We start from the raw sequence: 17,593 nt of genomic DNA, 5'->3' as shown, positions 1-17,593 counted from the left end.
GAATAGCAGCATGCTTGTCGAGCGCGACGACCTGCTGCGAGGCCTCTCCGCCTCGATGGACGCTGCGCTCGCCGGAGACGGCGGGCTGGTGTTCATCGGCGGGGAGGCCGGGGTGGGCAAGACCTCGCTCGTGCGGGCGCTGGCTGAGGGGGCGGCCGGACGATGCAGGATCCGCGCCGGCAGCGTCGACAACGTCACCACCGCGGACGCGCTCGCCGCGTTCCACGACGCGGTGCCCGAGATCCGCGGCATGCTCGCCGAGCCGGGCGACCGCATCGCGCTCTTCCGCGCCCTCCGCGCGGCCCTGCAGGCCGAGCCGAGCCTCGTCATCCTCGAGGACCTGCACTGGGCGGACGAGGCGACGCTCGACGCGCTGCGCTTCCTCGCCCGGCGGCTCGACGGCGTCCCCGTGCTGATCGTGGGCACGTACCGGGACGACGAGGTCACCGCGCGCCACCCTCTCACCGCGGTGCTCGGGGACCTGGCGACCGCGCCGCGCATCGACCGGGTGGCGGTCCCGCCGCTCACGGTGGACGGCGTCGGCGAGCTCGTCGCCGCGGCGGGGGCGGCGGTCGATCCCGCGACGCTCCATGCCCGGACCGGCGGGAACGCGTTCTTCGTCAGCGAGCTGCTCGCCGCCGAGGCGACGACGTCTCCCACCGACCCCGGCCGCCCGGCGTCGCTCCCCGCGAGCGTGAGCGACGCCGTCCTCGCGCGCTTCTCCCGGCTGCCGCCCGCCGCCAGGGATGCGGCCGCCGCCGCCGCGACCCTCGGCACCGCGGCCGACGCCGCGCTCATCGCTGCCGTCGCGGGCCGCGACCTCGACGCGGTGGACCTGTGCCTCGACGACGGGGTGCTCGTGGAACGGCCCGAGGGGATCGGCTTCCGGCACGTGCTCGCCCGCCAGGCCGTGGAGGCGGGGCTGTCGGCGCTCCGCGCGCGTCAGCTTCACCGCCGCGCCCTGCACGAGGTGAGCGAGCGCACCCCCGAGGACCACCGCCGCATCGCGCACCACGCCGCGGGGTGCGGCGAGTCCGCGACGGCGGCGCTGCACGCGACCGCCGCGGCGCGCCAGGCCGCCCGGCTCGGCGCGCATCGTGAGGCCGCGAGCCAGTTCCGCGCCGCGCTGCGGCACGGCGTCGCCGGGCCCGAGCGCGCCGGCGTCTTCGTCGCCCTGTCGTACGAGTGCTACCTCACCGACCAGCTGCCGGAGGCGATCACGGCGCGCCAGCACGCGCTCGAGCTGCACGAGCTGCACGACGACCGGGCCGCCGTGGGCGAGGACGAGAGGTGGCTGTCGCGCCTGTCGTGGTTCCTCGGGCGCGGCTCCGACGCCGAGCGCTACGCGACGCGCGCGATCGCGACCCTCGAGCCGCTCGGGCCGAGCCCGGCGCTGGCGATGGCCTTCAGCAACCTCGCGCAGCTCAGGATGCTCGCCTGGGACAGCGCGGAGGCCGAGGCATGGGGCGCGCGGGCGCTGGAGCTCGCCGTCCGCCTCGGCGAGGTCGAGATCCAGGCGCACGCGCTCAACAACATGGGCGTGGCGGCGGTCCTCGCGGGACGCGTCACGCAGGGCACCGCGCGGCTCGAGCAGAGCCTCGACCTCGCCCTCGCGGGCGGCCTCGAGGAGCACGTCGCCCGCGCGTACACGAACCTGGGCTCGGTGGCGGTCGACCAGCGCCGCTACGCGCCCGGGCTGCGCAGCCTCGAGGCCGGCATCGCCTACTGCGAGGACCACGACCTCGACTCGTGGACGCGGTACATGCAGGCCTGGCACTGCGTCGTGCTCGGCGAGGTGGGCCGCTTCGACGAGGCGCTCGCCCTCGCGACCACGCTGCTCGACTACCCGGGCATCTCCCCCGTGTCCGCGATCCCGGCGGCATCGGCCGCCGGACGGGTCGCCGCGCGACGGGGAGACGATGCGGCGGACCACGTCTCGCTCGCGACCTCGCTGGCCTCGGGCACGGGAGAGCTGCAGCGCATCGGCCCCGCGGCGTGCGCGGCCGCGGAGGACGCCTGGATCCACGACCGCGCCGGCGAGATCCCCGGTCTGACCGAGGCCGCGTGGGGACTCGCGGTCGAGCACCGCGACCCGTGGGCGATCGGGGAGCTCGCGTGGTGGCGGAGCCTCGCCGGCATCGCGCCGTCCGAGGGGCTCGAGGCCGCAGATCCGTTCGCGCGCATGCTCGCCGGCGGCTGGGAGGCGGCGGCCGCGGCGTGGGAGGAGATCGGGAGCCCGGTGTGGACCGCGTATGCCGCGATGCTCGACCCGGACGCATCGCACGCCGATTCCCGGATCCGCGGCCTCGACGGGCTCGGCGCGACGGCCGCCGCGGCGGCCGTGCTGCGCACACGGCGCGAGCGCGGGCTCCCGGCGCCACGCCGCCCGCGCGCCTCGGCACGCGCCAACCCGGGCCAGCTCACCGCGCGCGAGCTCGACGTGCTGACGCTGCTGGCGCGCGGGCTGTCGAACCCGGAGATCGCCGCGACCCTCGTGGTCTCGCCGCGCACCGTCGAGCACCACGTCTCCGCGGTGCTGCGCAAGCTCGGCGAGCCCACGCGCGGGCGTGCGGTCGCGGCGGCGCTCCGGGAGGGCCTGCTCGAGGACGCGTAGGCGCCGCGCACATCGTGCCTGGCAATCGCCGCTAGTCTCGGGGCAAGCCAACGAAGTTCCGGGGGGACCATGCCGTCCAGGAGGACCGCGCGGCGCGCCGCCGCGCTGGCCGTGCCGCTGCTCGCCACCGTCGCCGCCGCGGCCGTCTACCTCGGCGTCTCGCCGCTGGGGGACGATGCGGTCGCCGCGCAGGACCCGAGCGGCGCCGAGCCGTCCGCCACCGCATCGTCCACGCCCACCGCGGCGGCCGAGCCGAGCCCGACCGCCGAGCCCGCTCCCGCGTGGACGCCCGCGCCGTACGCCGTGGACTACCCGCTGTACGGCTCGACCGAGATGGTCCGCTTCATCGAGTCGGCGGTCGTCGCGGAGCGCGCCTACTTCGACATCGGCTGGTGGACGATGGGCACGACCGGCCGGAAGGTCGTGAACGACGCGATCCGCGAGATCGTGATCCAGAACCCCTACGCCCTGATCGACAGCGCGCAGGTCTACGTGGGTCCGAGCGGTCAGGCGACGCAGATGACGCCCGGCTACCAGTACGACCTCAGCACGCGTGTCGAGCGGCGCGAGGAGACGCTTCGCGCGGTGACGGCCGCCCTCGAGTCGCTCGAGCTCGAGGGGATGTCGAAGGCCGAGAAGGTCCGGGCCATCCACGACTACGTGGCGCGTGCGGCCACGTACGACTGGGACGCGGCGGCACGGATCGAGGCCGGCGAGGATGCGCCCGAGTCCCAGGAGGCCTACGGGATCCTCGTCACCGGGACCGCGGTGTGCGGCGGGTACGCGGATGCGTTCAACGCCATCGCGCGGGCCGCCGGGCTGGATACCGTCGTCGTGACCGGCTACGTCGCCGAGGACGGCAAGAAGATCCGGCACGCGTGGAACATGGTGCGGATCAAGGGCACCTGGCGCGTGGTCGATGTGACGTGGGACGACCTCGACGTCGAGCCCGTCCCGCACGACTACGTGCTGCTGGCTCAGGACGACCCGCTGCTGGACAGCCGCACGGCGGACAAGGCCTGGATGGTCGACGCGCGGATCGCGGACTACTCGGGCTGACGCACCCGGTACCGCACGAGCACCGTCCCGTTCGCGTACGTCCGCTGCTCGAGCAGCTCCAACTCCAGGCGCACGCGTTCAGGCAGGGCGCGGCGCCCGCCACCGATGATCACGGGCGCGACGGCAAGGATCACCTCGTCCACGAGACCCGCCGCGAGCGCCTGGCCGGCGAGCTCGGGGCCTCCGATGTCGAGGTCGCTGTCGGCGCTCGCCTTCAACGCGGCGACCTCCGCCGGATCGAACTCGCGGACCACGCGGGCCCGCGGCACCCCCGGATCCTCGAGCGTGCGCGAGTAGACGATGGTGTCCGAGTCCACCCATGCGTCCGCGAACCGCTTGTACAGGGGGGTGATCTCGGGATCGACCGCGAACTCCTCCCAGACCGCCATCGTCTCGTGCATCCTGCGCCCGTACAGGTGCGTGCCGATCGTCGACTCGAGCTCCGCGAACCAGTCGTGCAGCTCGTCCACGGGCTCGGTGAAGTCGATGCTGTCGTCGGCGTCGACGTAGTAGCCGTCGAGCGAGCAGTTGATCGCGTAGATCAGCTTGGCCATGGCGGAGGCCCCCTTCCCCGGCCACGGTAACCCGGCGCATCGTCCTAGGGTGGGCTCATGACCCACCCCACCCTGACGCTCAACGACGGCCACACGATCCCCGCGCTCGGCTTCGGCACGTACCCGCTGGTGGGCGACGAGGGCGGGCGCGCCGTCCTGTCCGCGCTCGAGCACGGCTACCGGCTGCTCGACTCGGCGACGAACTACGAGAACGAGGGCGTCGTCGGGCGTGCGTTGCGCGACTACCTGCGCGAGTCGGGCGTGCCGCGTCACGACATCACCGTGCAGTCGAAGCTGCCGGGCCGGCACCACGCGTATGAGCGGGCCATCGCCTCGGGCGAGGAGTCGCGCGCCCGGATGGGCGTCGACCGCCTCGACGTGCTGCTCATCCACTGGCCCAACCCGATCACCGGCCTCTACAAGGAGGCGTGGCGCGCGCTCGTCGAGCTGCGCGAGCGCGGCGTGGTGCGCACCATCGGCGTCTCGAACTTCAACGAGCGGCTGCTCGACGAGATCATCGCGGACACCGGCGTGACCCCCGCGATCAACCAGGTCGAGCTGCACCCCTACTTCCCGCAGGTGGACCTGCTCGCGAGGCACCAGGAGCTGGGCATCGTCACGCAGGCGTGGAGCCCGCTCGGCAAGCGGCAGGCGCCCTACGGCGAGCCCGTGGTCGTCGCGGCGGCGGAGCGCCTGGGGGTCACCCCGGCGCAGGTGATCCTGCGCTGGCACCTCGAGCGCGGCTCGCTGCCGCTGCCGAAGTCGGCGACGCCGTCGCGTCAGGTCGAGAACCTCGAGGTGTCGTCGTTCTCGCTGACCTCCGACGAGGTCGAGGCGATCACCGCGCTCGGCCGCCCCGACGGGCGCCTGTTCGACGGCGACCCCGAGACCCACGAGGAGATGTAGCGGGGACGATGCGCGTCACAGCACGTGCATGAAGCCCAGCACCGCGGAGACCGAGGCGACGACCGCGAGCACGAGCGTGGGCAGCATGCTCTCGTTGCGCTGCGAGTGCACCACCGTCGCGGCGCCCATGTCGATCGCGAGACCGGCGGCGGCGATCGGCGCGAGGACGGGTGCGATCCCCGTCGCGAGCGGCACGATGAGCCCGATCGCCCCGAGCACCTCGGCCGTCGCGATGGCCCTGATGGTCCCCGGGCGGAAGTCGTCGGTCCAGCGCTGGCCGGACGCGCGCAGCTGCTCCTTGGTGCGCAGGAGCTTCATCCCGCCCGCGACGAGGAAGAACACGGCGAGCATCCCGTTGAGGATCATGAGCGCGGTGAGCATGACGTCCCCCTCCCGACACCCCCAGGCAACCACGCCCGGGTGCGGCGCGCCACCGCCGGGACCGGCGCATCGTCCCTGGGAACGGGACGATGCGCTCAGGCGGCGTCCTGCTCGGCCTCCATGCGCGCGTTGAAGTCGCGCTTGCTGGACTGCCAGCCGTCCTCGTTCATGCCGGAGCGCCAGTAGCCGGAGATCGAGACGCGCTCGCGCGGGATCGCGAGGGTGTGGAAGAGGTGGCGGCGCAGCGGCTTCACCATGTCGGCGTTGCCGTGGACGAAGGCCTCGATGGTGCCGTCGGGGAGGCGGGCGTCGATGACGGCGCGCGTGAGGGCCTCGCCGTAGCCGTCGTCCGTCCCGCGGTGGATCCAGTGGACGGTCGTGTGCGCGGTGGCCGGGAGGGGCTGGTGCTCGTCGGCCGAGGCGACCTCGAGGAAGACCTCGACCCGCGCATCGTCCCTGGTGCGCTTCAGGTGCTCGAGGGCGGCGGCGACCGCAGGGAGGGCGGCCTCGTCGCCCACGAGGAGGTGGAGGTCGGCGGTGGCGCTCGGCACCCACGCACCGCCGGGGCCCACGAGGCTGAGCGTGTCGCCGGGGCGCGCGGACGCGGCCCAGGGGCCGGCGAGGCCCTCGTCGCCGTGGATCACGAAGTCGATCGCGAGCTCGCGCGCCTCCCGGTCGAGGGAGCGGATCGTGTAGGTGCGGGTGACGTCGCCGAACCGGAGCTTCACGTAGTGGTCCGTGAACGTGAGGTCCGGGAGCGCGTCGAGGTCGTCGCCGGTCAGGGTCACGCGGACCATGCTCGGCGCGAGGCGCTCCGTGCGGAGGACCTCGAGGGTGCGGACGGGACGGCCGGGGCGGGGACTTGCCATGCGCTCATCCTCGCGCGTCCGCGGGAGTTCTCCACACCTCGCGTCCGGTTTGTCGGGATTGTCAGACCTCGGTGATGTGATGGATCCATGGACATCCCGAGCCTGTTCGACGCGGATCCCGGCGGTGGCGCGCCCACCGTCGGGGCGTTCGCGCGGGCGTGCGGATCGGCACGCGCGGCCGTGGGGACGATGCGCGGGCTGGCGGCGTCGGTGGCGACCGGGGCGACGGGGGATCCGGTCGAGCGGCTCGGCGCGACCGCGCTGCTCGCACGGGACGTCGACCTCGTGCTGGCGCGGGTGGCTCGTGACGTCGAGATCGGGTCGGACACCCCTGGAGGCGGGCTGGCGCGTCGCCATGGGCACCGCAGCGCGGCGGACCTGGTCGCGGCGACGCTGGGGGTGTCGCGCGCGGAGGCGCTCCGGCTGATCGAGGTCGGGCGGGCGCTGGAGGAGATGGAGGGCGGCGGGCCCGGGCCGGACGAGCCGGAGGACACGCCGGATGATCCCGAGGACGACCCGGACGACGACCCTGAGGACAACCCGCCGCCGCCGAAGCCCAAGCCCAAGCCCACGCCCACGCCTCAGCCGCGCTACCCCGCGGTCGCCGCGGCCCTCGACCGGGGTGAGATCTCCGCCGACTGCGGAGCCCAGATCATCACCATGCTCGACTCGCTGTCCCCGGAGGTGCCGGACGAGCGCAAGCAGGAAGCCGCTTCCACCCTCGTGGAGCGTTCGAAGGGGCTCGACGCGACCCGCTTCGCACGGGTCGTGGCACGCTTCAAGGCGGCGCTCGATGTCGAGCAGCACGAGCGGAACCTGGCGCGGATGCGTGCCCAGCGCGGGCTGCGGATCTTCGAGAACCGCGCCGGGATGCTCGTCATCAACGGCGAGCTCGACCCCGAGACCGCCGCTCCCGTCCGGGCCGCGCTGGACGCGCTTGTCGGGGACGCGATGCGCGCCAGCCGCGACAACCCCGGCACGGACCAGCGCACCACCGACCAGATGCGCGCCGACGCCCTCGCCGCACTGTGCCGCCACGGAATGTCATGCGAGGCCACCGACCTGCCGCTCGCCAACGTCACCGTCGTCATGCGGGTGCAGGACAAGGACCTGCGCAGCGGGCTCGGCCTGGGCGAGGTCGATGGCTGCACCCAGCCCATCGACATCACCACGATGCGACGCATGGCCGCGAACGCGTTCGTGATCCCCGCCGTCCTCGGCGGCCAAGGCGAGCTGCTCGACCTCGGCCGCAAGCGCCGCCTCTTCACGCGCGCGCAACGGCTCGCGATCGGCGAGAGGGACGGCGGCTGCGCCTTCTGCGGCGCCCCGCCCGCATGGGCCGAGGTCCACCACATCCGATGGTGGAGCCACGGCGGAACCACCGGCATCGAGAACGGCGTACTCCTCTGCAGCCACTGCCACCACGTCATCCACGACGAGGGCTGGGACATCCGCGCCACCGCCACCGAGATCTGGTTCATCCCGCCCGCGCACGTCGACCGCGAGCGCCGACCCCGACAGGGCGGGCGCGCCAGATTCCATGCACCGCCAGCCACGAGCATGGCCGCATCCGGCTCACCGCCGGGCCGCAGACGCGACGCCGCCTGAGCCCGAGGAGTGGCGGCCCTCGACGCGGTCGAACACGCCTTCGTCGACGCCGATGGCGGCGTCGTGGTTCGCACCGTCGCGCGCCGCCAGGAGCGGGCCCCCGCGGGGGTCCCACGCGGCACCCCCGACGCGCCGCCGGACCAGGCCCGACACCGTCCCAAGGGTCCCGGTACGTGACACCGTGCGTCGATAGGATGGGGGGTACCGACGAAGCCGTCCCCCCTCCCCACGAAGGAACCCCATGCGCGACACGTACGCGAGGGCCGAGAAGATCGTCTCGACCCTGTCCACCGACGACAAGATCCGCCTGGTCTCCGGCAAGGACGCCTGGACCACCGAGCCCGTCGACGAGCATGGAGTCCCGTCGATCCTCGTGACGGACGGCCCCCACGGCGTGCGCAAGCAGGTCTCCGCCGACGACCACATCGGCATCAACGACGCCGTCCCCGCCACCTGCTTCCCGACGGCCGTGACCCTCGGCTCCACGTGGGACCCCGACCTCGTCGAGGAGGTCGGCGCCGCGCTCGGCCGCGAGAGCCGCGCCAACGACGTCAGCGTCCTGCTCGGCCCCGGCCTCAACATCAAGCGCCACCCCGCGGGCGGCCGTAACTTCGAGTACTTCTCGGAGGACCCGTTCCTCTCGGGCAAGATGGCGGCCGCGATGGTCCGCGGCATCCAGTCGCAGGGCGTCGGCGCCTGCCTCAAGCACTACGCGGCCAACAACCAGGAGTTCTTCCGGATGTCGGTCGACACCGTGGTCGACAACCGCACCCTGCGCGAGCTGTACCTCACCGGCTTCGAGATCGCGGTCAAGGAGTCGCAGCCCTGGACCGTGATGTGCTCGTACAACAAGGTCAACGGCGAGCACGCGGACATCAGCCGCGACCTCCTCACCGACATCCTCCGCGACGAGTGGGGCTTCGACGGCCTCGTGATGTCGGACTGGTTCGCCGTCTCCGACCGTGCCCTCGCCATCTGCGCCGGCCTCGACCTCGAGATGCCCGGCAGCTCCGGCGCGTGGGACGCCGAGGTCAAGGCCGCCCACGCCTCCGGCCTGCTCACGACCGCCGAGCTCGACCTCGCCGCGACCCGGGTCATCGACCTCGCGCTGCGCGCCCAGAACGACACCGGCTCCTCGCAGGTGGACCCCGCCGCCCACCACGAGCTCGCCCGCCGCGCCGCCGCCGCCGGCACCGTGCTCCTCACCAACGACGGAATCCTCCCGCTCGAGCGGACCGGCAGCATCGCCGTGGTCGGCTCCTTCGCGAAGAAGCCGCGCTACCAGGGCGCCGGCTCCTCGCTCGTGACCCCCACGCAGGTGGACACCTTCATCGACGCGCTCCGCGCCGCGGTCGGCGACGCCGCCACCGTCCACTACGCGCAGGGCTACGACGTCGCCACCGGCGAGACCGAGGAGGCCCTCCTCACCGAGGTCCGCGAGGCCGCCCGCAAGGCCGACGTCGTCATCGTGCTCGCCGGCCTCCCCGACTCCTACGAGTCCGAGGGCTTCGACCGCGACCACCTCCGCCTCCCCGACGGCCACATCGCGACCATCGCCGCCGCCGCCGAGGCGAACGACCGCACCGTCGTCGCGCTGCTCAACGGCGCCCCCATCGAGATGCCCTGGGCCGACGGCCCCGCCGCGATCGTCGAGGCGTACCTCGGCGGCCAGGCCGGCGGCGCCGCGCTCGCCGACGTGATCCTCGGCGACGTCGCCCCGGGCGGCCGCCTCGCGGAGTCCTTCCCGGTCTCCGCCTCCGACGTGCCCGCGGACCGCGACTTCGCGCGCCACCCCAAGCAGGTCCAGTACCGCGAGGGCCTCTACGTGGGCTACCGCTTCCACGACTCCGCGGGCGTGCCCGCGCGCTTCCCCTTCGGCCACGGCCTCACGTACACCGCCTTCGAGCAGAGCGGGCTCACGGTCCGCAAGACGAAGGAGGGCTACTCGGTCACCGTCACCGTGACGAACGCGGGCCCCCGCGCCGGCTCCGAGGTCGTGCAGGTCTACGTGCGCGACCCCGAGTCGATCGCGTACCGCCCCGAGAAGGAGCTCAAGGGCTTCGCGAAGGTCCACCTCGAGCCCGGCACCTCCCAGAAGGTGACCGTCCGGCTCGACCGCCGCGCCTTCGCGGTGTGGGACATCCGCGCCCAGGAGTGGCGCGTGGAGCCGGGCGCCTTCGAGATCCTGGTCGGCGCATCGTCCACCGACATCCGTGCCCGCCGCACCGTCACGGTCGCCGAGGGCGAGGCGGTGTTCCCGTCGCACGGTCCCTCGGCCTTCGTGGCGACCGACGACGAGTTCCGGACGATGCTCGGCGCCGACATCCCCGAGGTGCCGTCCGTGCTGCCGTACCACCGCGACTCGACCACCGAGGACCTCCACGAGACCGCCACCGGTCGCGCGATCGCGGCGATCATGACGCAGGAGGCCGGCAAGCAGTTCGACTGGGAGCACGCCGACGCCACCACGAAGCGCATGTTCGACGCGAACGTGCGCACCGCGCCCCTGCGCCAGATCGCGATGGAGAGCCAGAGCAAGCTCACGCTCGCGAGCCTCGACCGGCTCATCAAGCTGCTCAACGTCACCTCCGCGAAGGCCTGGCGGGCGCGCGGCTGACACCCGCGACGGCTCGCCGGGCCCCTGCCGAGGGCACGGCTCCTCGGTAGGACCCCGGACCCGCGGCTTCGGCGCGCCCGCGCGGCCTCGCCCCCCAGGGTGGAAGATGGGGGGCGAGGCGCCCCGGGCGACAGCCGGGGGCGGGATACCAGGGGAGGCGTCATGACGACCACGAGCACCAAGCCTCGCGAGCCGATGACTCGCGGAGACCTGGCCCGCTGGGTGTTCTGGCCCTCGGCCATCCTCATCCTCGGCTTCGCGGGCTTCGCGATCATCGCGCCCGGCGCCGCCGAGAGCCTCTTCGACACCATCCAGCGCGACATCATCAACGCGTTCGGCTGGTACTACGTCCTCATCGCGGCCTTCTTCGTCGTGGTGACGCTCTACATCGGCTTCAGCCGCTACGGCGACATCACCCTCGGCAAGGACGGCGAGGAGCCGGCCTTCTCCAAGTTCTCCTGGTACGCCCTCCTGTTCGCGGCGGGCATGGGCATCGGCCTCGTCTTCTACGGCGTCTCCGAGCCCCTCGCCCACTTCGCCGACCCCCGGCCCGGCGTCACCGGCACCGAGACCCAGCTCGCCCAGTCGGCGATGTCGCAGACCTTCCTCCACTGGGGCCTGCACGCCTGGTCGATCTACATCGTGGTCGGCCTCGCGATCGCGTACGCGGTCCACCGCAAGGGCCGACCCGTGTCGATCCGGTGGTCGCTCGAGCCGCTGCTCGGCAAGCACGTCGAGGGCCGGTGGGGCAACGTCATCGACATCACCGCCGTGCTCGGCACCCTGTTCGGCATCGCGACCTCGCTCGGCCTCGGCGTCCTCCAGATCTCGGCGGGCCTCTCCTCCGCCGGCATCGCGGAGCCCACGACCACCACCCAGGTGGTGCTGATCGTCATCATCACGATCATCACGCTCTTCTCGCTGCTCACCGGCCTCGCGCGCGGCATGAAGTGGCTGTCCAACATCAACCTGACCCTCGCCGCCGTCCTGCTGCTGTACGTACTCTTCACGGGACCGACGCTGTTCCTCCTGCGCGAGTTCGTGCAGTCGATCGGCAACTACATCCAGAACTTCGTGGGCCTGAGCTTCAACGTCTCCGCCTACGCCGGGGCCGAGGGCGCCGCCTGGCAGGCCAGCTGGACCACCTTCTACTGGGGCTGGTGGATCTCGTGGGCGCCCTTCGTCGGCATCTTCATCGCGCGCGTCTCCAAGGGCCGCACCGTGCGCGAGTTCGTGTGGGGCGTGCTCCTCGTGCCCGCGATGATCACGTTCCTGTGGTTCGCCGTCATGGGCGGCACGGCGCTCTACCAGGAGCTCTTCGGCAGCGGCGGGCTGATCGGCGCGGACGGCTCGATCGACTACGAGGGCGCCCTCTTCGACATGCTCGGGAACCTCCCCGGCGGGTCCATCGCGAGCCTCGGCGCGATCCTGCTCGTCGGCATCTTCTTCGTCACGTCCTCGGACTCGGGCAGCTTCGTGCTGTCCATGCTGACCTCGGGCGGGCAGGAGACCCCGGCCCGCTGGGTGCGCGTCTTCTGGGCGTGCACCACGGCGGCCGTCGCGATCGCGCTGCTGCTGTCCGGCGGCCTCACCGCCCTCCAGACCGCGGCGATCATCACCGCCCTGCCCTTCAGCTTCGTCATGATCGGCATGGTGGTGTCCCTGTTCCGCGCCTTCGAACGCGAGCATCGGGCGTACCTGCGCGCCACCCGCCAGCAGTTCGTCGAGCACATCGCCGACACCTACGGCCTCGAGCCGTCCACGACCGAGGTGCCGCAGCCACGCCTGCGCATGTCGTGGCGCCGACGACGGCGGGACGATGCGACGGCGCAGCAGCAGTCGGCGGCGGGCGCCGCGATGGCGGCGACGACGGTCGACGCCACGAACGCGCCCCCCACGGGGGGCGTCGCGGATGCCCCGACCGACTCCGAGCCGCACTACGAGTCGCTCGACACCGACAGCATCGCGATCGCGCACCGCGACGTCGAGGAGGCGGCCGCCGCGGACGCCCCGCCCGAGGCACCGCCGGCGGGCGACGAGGACAAGGGCGCCTGAGGCCCGCGGGCGGCCCTAGCCTGAGCGCATGCAGTTCTCCTACGCGCTCGGGCTGGCCCGGCAGCTCGTCCTCGCCGTGACCGCGGTCTCGATCATCGAGATCCCTGTCGCGCACCTGCTGCTGTCGCGGTGGAGCACGGCCGTCGCGCTCGTCGTCACGGTGCTGTCGGTGGCGTTCATCGGCTACGTGCTGGTCGATTGGGCCGCCGCCGTGCGCCGCCCGATCACTTTGGAGGGCGGCACCCTTACCCTCCGCCGCGGGCTGCGCCGGCCCGTCGAGGTCCCGGCCGCGCGCATCGTCGCCGTCCGCTCGGCGCCGTCGAACGACGGCCTGCCGAAGGAGGCGCTGCGCACCGTCTACGCGGGCGAGGCCAACGTGCTCGTCGAGCTCGAGGACGGCTCCGCCCACGCAGTGTCCCTCGACGATCCGGCCGCGTTCGTGAGGGCGCTCGAGGCGGTCATCGGTCCCGCGCGAAAGGGCTTAGAGTCGCCGTCATGAACACCCGCACGCCCGCTCTCGTCCATGGCACGCGACCGCTGCTCCGCACGGTCATGTCCGTCGGCCGGGGCTGGGCGCTGATGTCGGACGGCGACGCGATCGTGGCCTGGCGCGTGGGCGCCGCTGCCGCGGCGCTGCTCGAGGTGGGTGCACAGGTGGCCGACCACGGCGATGGACGATGCACAGCCCCCGGCGGCATGGTCGCCTACCGGGAGGCCGACGAGGAGGGCGACATGGCGGGCCGGACCCGCGCATCGTTCGCCCTCGCCGCCTGAGCGCCCCTAGCCCGCGTCCGCGGGTGCCGTGAGCACCGCGACCTCGACCGGGCCCTCGGGGCCGTGCTCGCCCTCGCGCGGCAGGTCGAGGTAGAGCTCGTACCAGCACGCATAGTCCTCGCCCGTCGTCGTGTGCGCGGAGGCCGGCGCGATCCCCTCCGGGGCCCACGAGTCCATGAGCGCCCGCGTGACCGCACCGATCCGGTTGTACGGACCGTCATGGTGAGCGACCGAGTACTCGCCCGCCGGCAGCTCGTCGGGAGCGATCGGCGAGCCCTCGAGGTCCGCGGGGTCCACGAGGTGGCCGACCTCGATTGAGAAGGTCCCGTCCGGGCGGGCCGCGATGTAGCGGATCACCGCGCCGCGGGGCGCGATCCCGCGGGAGTCGAGCAGCGCGGCCACCCGCTCGAACTCCTCCCCCACCACGCGCGGGAGCTGCTCGAGGGTGACGTCCATGGGCATCGCGACGTAGGCGCGCGCGGGGCGGTGCTCGACGCTGCTCATCATCGGTACTCCGGGTTCGGGTGGTCGAAGCGGGCCCCCGCGTCCCACTCGCGGCGCGAGTTGCCGCCCGCGGGGAAGCCTCCGCCGTCCTTGAGCCAGCGCGCGACGTGCATGAGGTTCCACGCCATGAACGTCGTGTTGCGCTGCGTGAAGTCGTTCTCCGGGCCGCCGCTGTCCTCGTCGAGATAGGACGGTCCCGGCCCGGCCTCGCCCACCCAGCCGGCGTCCGCGTTCGGCGGGATCGTGTAGCCCAGGTGCTGGAGCGAGTAGAGGACGTTCATCGCGACGTGCTTGACGCCGTCCTCGTTGCCGGTCACCACCACGCCCGCCGTGCGCCCGTAGTAGAGGTACTGGCCGCGGTCGTTGAGGTCGCCCGACAGCCCGTACAGGCGCTCGATCACCCGAGTCGCGACCGAGGACTTGTCGCCCAGCCAGATCGGGGTGCCCAGCAGCAGGATGTCGGCGTCGAGGATGCGCGAGGCCAGCACCGGCCAGTCGTCGCGGTCCTGGCTGCCGCCCGGCACGTCCTCGCGCATGTCCGGGTAGACGCCCGGCGCGATGACGTGGTCGACCGCGCGGAACACGTCGACCGTCACGCCCTGGGCCCGCATGATCGCGATCGCGTCGTCGAGCAGGCCCTGCGTATGCGAGAGGGTGGGGGACGGCTTGAGGGTGCAGTTCACGACCACGGCCGTGAGGTCCGAGAAGCCCGGGGTGCTCATGCCTCCGACGCTACGTCAGGGCCGGGCTCCTGTCAGGGCGGGCCGCCGGGTCGGGCGCCTCAGCGGACCACGCCCTCCACGTCGATCGCGTCGGCGCGCAGCGTGGCCTCGAAGCGCTGCTTCTCTCGCGTCACCAGGACGATGAGGATGCCCCACAGCCCCGCATCGTCCACCAACCCGAGCGGCCCGAGGACCAGCTCCGGGATGAGGTCGAGCGGCCACAGCGTGTAGAGGACCGCGCCCGCGGCGGCGATCCACGTCATGGGCGCGAGCCGGTGCTCGCCCGTCCGGACGGCCTTGAGGAAGCGGATCCACATGCGCCCAGTATGCGCCCTCCCGGGCGCGGGCCCTCAGAGGACCTCGCGCAGCTGCCCCGTGTGGACGTCGAAGACGAAGCCCCGCACCTGCGAGGTGTCGACCAGGAACGGGCTGCGACGCAGGCGCTCCATCGACTGACGGAGGTCCGCGTCGAGGTCCTTGAAGGACTCGGGGCTCCAGGTGGGCTTGAGGCCGGTCTCGTCGAGGAGCTGGTTGCGCAGCTCGTCGTCGGTGAAGGTGAGCGCGCCGCAGTCGGTGTGGTGCACGAGGATGATCTCGCGCGTGCCGAGCTTGCGCTGGGAGATGACGAGCGAACGGATCATGTCGTCGGTGATGACGCCGCCCGCGTTCCGCATGACGTGCGCGTCGCCGACCTCGAGCCCGAGCATCGCGAACACGTCGAGGCGGGAGTCCATGCAGGCCACCACGGCGAGCTGACGGCGCGGCGGCAGCGGCCGGTCCGGCGTGTACGTGGTCGCGTACTCGGCGTTGTTGGCGATGAGCTCGTCGGCGATTCCCATGGGTGCTCCTTCGGGGACGGGTTGCGGGCCCAGCCTAATCTGCCTCTTGTCGTGCGCCGGTGCGGTTGCAACGATGAAGCCATGCCGCGCGCCCTCGTCACCGGAGCGGCCCAGGGCCTGGGCTCCGAGATCGCCCGCCGCCTCGCGGGCCTCGGGTACGAGGTCGTGGTCCATGGTCGCGACGCCGCCCGCACCGAGGTGGCGCGGGCCGCCGTGCCCGGCGCCTTCGGATCCGTGACGGGACGGCTCGACTCGCTCGCGTCGACGCGCCTGCTGGCGGACGATGCGCGGGGACGGGGGCCCTACGACGTCGTGATCCACAACGCGGCCATGGGTCCCGGCGAGTCCCGGCAGGTGCTGACGGAGGACGGGCTCGACCGGGTGCTGCAGGTCAACGTCGTCGCGCCGTACCTGCTGAGCGCGCTGCTGCCCCTGTCCCGGCGCATCGTCTTCATCGGCTCCGACGCCGCACGGTCCGGGCGTCCGCTGGTGAATCTCCAGGTGCCGGAGCCGTGGGACGGGCATCAGGTCTACGCGGACTCGAAGCTCCTGCTGACGATGCTCGCCTTCGAGATCGCCGAACGCCACACCGACCGCCCGACCAACATCGTCCACCCTGGGTGGGTGCGCACCCGCATGGGCGGGCCCCGCGCCACGCTGCCGCTGTCCGACGGCGCCGACACCCCCGTGTGGATGGCCACCTCCGACGAGGCGGTCGCGCGGCGCGGCGGGCAGTACGTCCACAAGCGCCGGGCCGAGGCCGCCCCGCCCGCGGCGCACGATGCGGCGCTCCGGGCCGCGCTCGTCGACCGGTTGGCGGAGATCACCGGCGAACACCTGCACTGACGCGCCTAGGATGCCTGCATGACCCCCTCGCGCGCCTCGATGTCCGACGTCGCGCGGCTCGCCGGGGTATCGGGCCAGACCGTGTCGCGAGTCGCCAACGGCTCCCTCAACGTGAGCCCCGGCACGCGGCAGCGCGTGCTCGAGGCGATGGACTCCGTCGGCTACACGCCGAACACCGCCGCCCGCGCGCTGAGGTCGGGCAGCTTCGAGACGATCGGCGTCATCGCGCACCGGCTCGCCCGCACGGGCGAGTCGAGCATCGTGGAGGCGGTGGTGCAGGCCGCGCGGGGCTTCGGCCACACCGTCACGCTCCTCGACATCGACTCGACCGAGCACGAGGACGTCGCCGAGGCCGCCTCGCGCCTCTCCCACCAGGCGATCGACGGGCTCATCATCATCCGGGCCGAGATCGAGGATGCGGGCAGGCTCGCGCTGCCCGCCGGCCTCCCGGTGGTGGTGGCCGACGCGACCTTCGGCGGACGACTCCCCATGGTCGGCGCGGACCACGCGGGCGGCGCGCGCGCCGCGGTCACGCACCTGCTCGACCTCGGACACCGCACCGTCCATCACGTGGCGGGCCCCGCGGACTCGATCCCGGCCCGCGCCCGCCTGCAGGCGTGGCGGGAGGTGCTCGAGGAGCGGGGCATCACCCCGCCCGCTCCCCTCCAGGGCGACTGGACGGCGGAGTCGGGCCGCGCGGCCGGCGCGGAGCTCGCCGCGCGCGACGACGCCACCGCCGTGTTCTGCGCGAACGACGAGATGGCGGCGGGACTGATGCTCGCCTGCACCGAGGCCGGACGATCCGTGCCTCACGACCTGTCCGTCGTCGGCTTCGACGACATCCCGCTCGCGGGCTACCTGTGCCCGCCGCTGACGACGGTCCGGCAGCCTTTCGAGGAGCTCGGCCGGCGGCTCGTCGACGAGCTGCGGGCACGGATCTCGGGCGTCACGCCGGTCGCGGGGGCGGGGAGCACCGACGAGCCGGCGGCGCTCGTGCCGTGCGAGCTCGTGCTGCGATCCTCGACCGCACCACCGCGCCGCTGAGTACGCGAAAGCCCTGGTATACGACAAGAGGCCCCACCTTGCGGTGGGGCCTCTTGTGAAGAAATGCGCCGCAGCGTCCTACTCTCCCACACCCTCGCGAGTGCAGTACCATCGGCGCTGGGAGGCTTAGCTTCCGGGTTCGGAATGGGACCGGGCGTTTCCCTCCCGCTATGGCTGCGGCAACTTTATGGAACTTTCAGG

Annotated in this window: 17 protein-coding genes and 1 rRNA gene; 10 read left to right on the top strand and 8 right to left on the bottom strand. The window is 72.9% G+C overall.

Annotated elements, in window-relative coordinates:
• The first annotated feature begins 10 nt into the window (after positions 1-10).
• Together AOM02_RS12965 and AOM02_RS12960 are read left to right on the top strand one after the other, a co-directional pair.
• The gene (locus AOM02_RS12965) at positions 11-2,614 is read left to right on the top strand and encodes an ATP-binding protein (protein ID WP_062299939.1); all 2,604 of its coding nucleotides are present in this window, start codon (positions 11-13) and stop codon (positions 2,612-2,614) included.
• A 69-nt stretch (positions 2,615-2,683) separates the two neighbouring features.
• Complete coding sequence (locus AOM02_RS12960) at positions 2,684-3,673, top strand: transglutaminase domain-containing protein (RefSeq protein ID WP_062299937.1); 990 nt, start codon at positions 2,684-2,686, stop codon at positions 3,671-3,673.
• Here AOM02_RS12960 and AOM02_RS12955 read toward each other — a convergent pair.
• Positions 3,661-4,227, bottom strand: coding sequence for a dihydrofolate reductase family protein (locus AOM02_RS12955; RefSeq protein WP_062299935.1), 567 nt, complete (start codon positions 4,225-4,227; stop codon positions 3,661-3,663). The two genes, AOM02_RS12960 and AOM02_RS12955, sit on opposite strands and share 13 nt — an antisense overlap.
• Positions 4,228-4,284: 57 nt before the next feature.
• On the opposite strand from AOM02_RS12955, the gene AOM02_RS12950 reads away from it, so the two are divergent.
• The gene (locus AOM02_RS12950; protein ID WP_062299933.1) at positions 4,285-5,133 is read left to right on the top strand and encodes an aldo/keto reductase; all 849 of its coding nucleotides are present in this window, start codon (positions 4,285-4,287) and stop codon (positions 5,131-5,133) included.
• A gap of 15 nt (positions 5,134-5,148) precedes the next feature.
• On the opposite strand, the gene AOM02_RS12945 is transcribed toward AOM02_RS12950, so the two are convergent.
• Complete coding sequence (locus AOM02_RS12945) at positions 5,149-5,514, bottom strand: DoxX family protein (protein WP_062299932.1); 366 nt, start codon at positions 5,512-5,514, stop codon at positions 5,149-5,151.
• A gap of 95 nt (positions 5,515-5,609) precedes the next feature.
• Positions 5,610-6,383 (bottom strand): siderophore-interacting protein, encoded by a 774-nt coding sequence (locus AOM02_RS12940; RefSeq protein ID WP_062299930.1) that lies wholly within the window; start codon positions 6,381-6,383, stop codon positions 5,610-5,612.
• 87 nt (positions 6,384-6,470) lie between these two features.
• On the opposite strand from AOM02_RS12940, the gene AOM02_RS12935 reads away from it, so the two are divergent.
• The 5 genes from AOM02_RS12935 to AOM02_RS12910 all read left to right on the top strand — a co-directional run bounded on the left by AOM02_RS12935 (position 6,471) and on the right by AOM02_RS12910 (position 13,437).
• A complete protein-coding gene (locus AOM02_RS12935; protein WP_062299928.1) occupies positions 6,471-7,991 on the top strand; it encodes an HNH endonuclease in 1,521 nt (506 codons plus the stop codon).
• 241 nt (positions 7,992-8,232) lie between these two features.
• The gene (locus AOM02_RS12925) at positions 8,233-10,608 is read left to right on the top strand and encodes a glycoside hydrolase family 3 C-terminal domain-containing protein (RefSeq protein ID WP_062299924.1); all 2,376 of its coding nucleotides are present in this window, start codon (positions 8,233-8,235) and stop codon (positions 10,606-10,608) included.
• Between the two features lie 162 nt (positions 10,609-10,770).
• Positions 10,771-12,663 carry a BCCT family transporter gene (locus tag AOM02_RS12920; RefSeq protein ID WP_082105096.1) on the top strand — a complete coding sequence of 631 codons (1,893 nt, stop codon included), beginning with the start codon at positions 10,771-10,773 and terminating at the stop codon, positions 12,661-12,663.
• A gap of 28 nt (positions 12,664-12,691) precedes the next feature.
• A complete protein-coding gene (locus AOM02_RS12915) occupies positions 12,692-13,162 on the top strand; it encodes a hypothetical protein (RefSeq protein WP_062299922.1) in 471 nt (156 codons plus the stop codon).
• Entirely contained in the window at positions 13,159-13,437 is a 279-nt protein-coding gene (locus AOM02_RS12910) for a hypothetical protein (RefSeq protein ID WP_062299919.1), read from the top strand. Before AOM02_RS12915 ends, AOM02_RS12910 begins: the two co-directional genes overlap by 4 nt.
• 6 nt (positions 13,438-13,443) lie before the next feature.
• Here the strand turns inward: AOM02_RS12910 and AOM02_RS12905 are convergent, their stop codons facing one another.
• The 4 genes from AOM02_RS12905 to AOM02_RS12890 are packed head-to-tail and all read right to left on the bottom strand — an operon-like array spanning position 13,444 to position 15,502.
• Positions 13,444-13,944, bottom strand: coding sequence for a GyrI-like domain-containing protein (locus AOM02_RS12905; protein WP_062299917.1), 501 nt, complete (start codon positions 13,942-13,944; stop codon positions 13,444-13,446).
• Positions 13,941-14,663 carry a flavodoxin family protein gene (locus AOM02_RS12900; RefSeq protein WP_062299915.1) on the bottom strand — a complete coding sequence of 241 codons (723 nt, stop codon included), beginning with the start codon at positions 14,661-14,663 and terminating at the stop codon, positions 13,941-13,943. Before AOM02_RS12900 ends, AOM02_RS12905 begins: the two co-directional genes overlap by 4 nt.
• Positions 14,664-14,722: 59 nt before the next feature.
• Positions 14,723-14,980 carry a DUF1232 domain-containing protein gene (locus tag AOM02_RS12895; protein ID WP_062299914.1) on the bottom strand — a complete coding sequence of 86 codons (258 nt, stop codon included), beginning with the start codon at positions 14,978-14,980 and terminating at the stop codon, positions 14,723-14,725.
• Between the two features lie 33 nt (positions 14,981-15,013).
• Positions 15,014-15,502 carry a beta-class carbonic anhydrase gene (locus tag AOM02_RS12890; RefSeq protein WP_062299912.1) on the bottom strand — a complete coding sequence of 163 codons (489 nt, stop codon included), beginning with the start codon at positions 15,500-15,502 and terminating at the stop codon, positions 15,014-15,016.
• Positions 15,503-15,583: 81 nt separating this feature from the next.
• Here AOM02_RS12890 and AOM02_RS12885 point away from each other — a divergent pair, with 81 nt between their 5' ends.
• A complete protein-coding gene (locus tag AOM02_RS12885) occupies positions 15,584-16,348 on the top strand; it encodes an SDR family NAD(P)-dependent oxidoreductase (protein ID WP_062299910.1) in 765 nt (254 codons plus the stop codon).
• Between the two features lie 18 nt (positions 16,349-16,366).
• Positions 16,367-17,392 carry a LacI family DNA-binding transcriptional regulator gene (locus tag AOM02_RS12880; RefSeq protein ID WP_062299908.1) on the top strand — a complete coding sequence of 342 codons (1,026 nt, stop codon included), beginning with the start codon at positions 16,367-16,369 and terminating at the stop codon, positions 17,390-17,392.
• 65 nt (positions 17,393-17,457) lie between these two features.
• Here the strand turns inward: AOM02_RS12880 and rrf are convergent.
• A 5S ribosomal RNA gene (gene rrf, locus AOM02_RS12875) occupies positions 17,458-17,574 on the bottom strand.
• Between the last annotated feature and the right edge of the window lie 19 nt (positions 17,575-17,593).

Origin of the sequence: Demequina maris, assembly GCF_000971155.1 — a bacterium.
Classification (GTDB): Bacteria; Actinomycetota; Actinomycetes; order Actinomycetales; family Demequinaceae; genus Demequina; species Demequina maris.
Note: the sequence above shows the minus strand (reverse complement) of the source record. Positions and strands in the feature narration are given on the sequence as shown.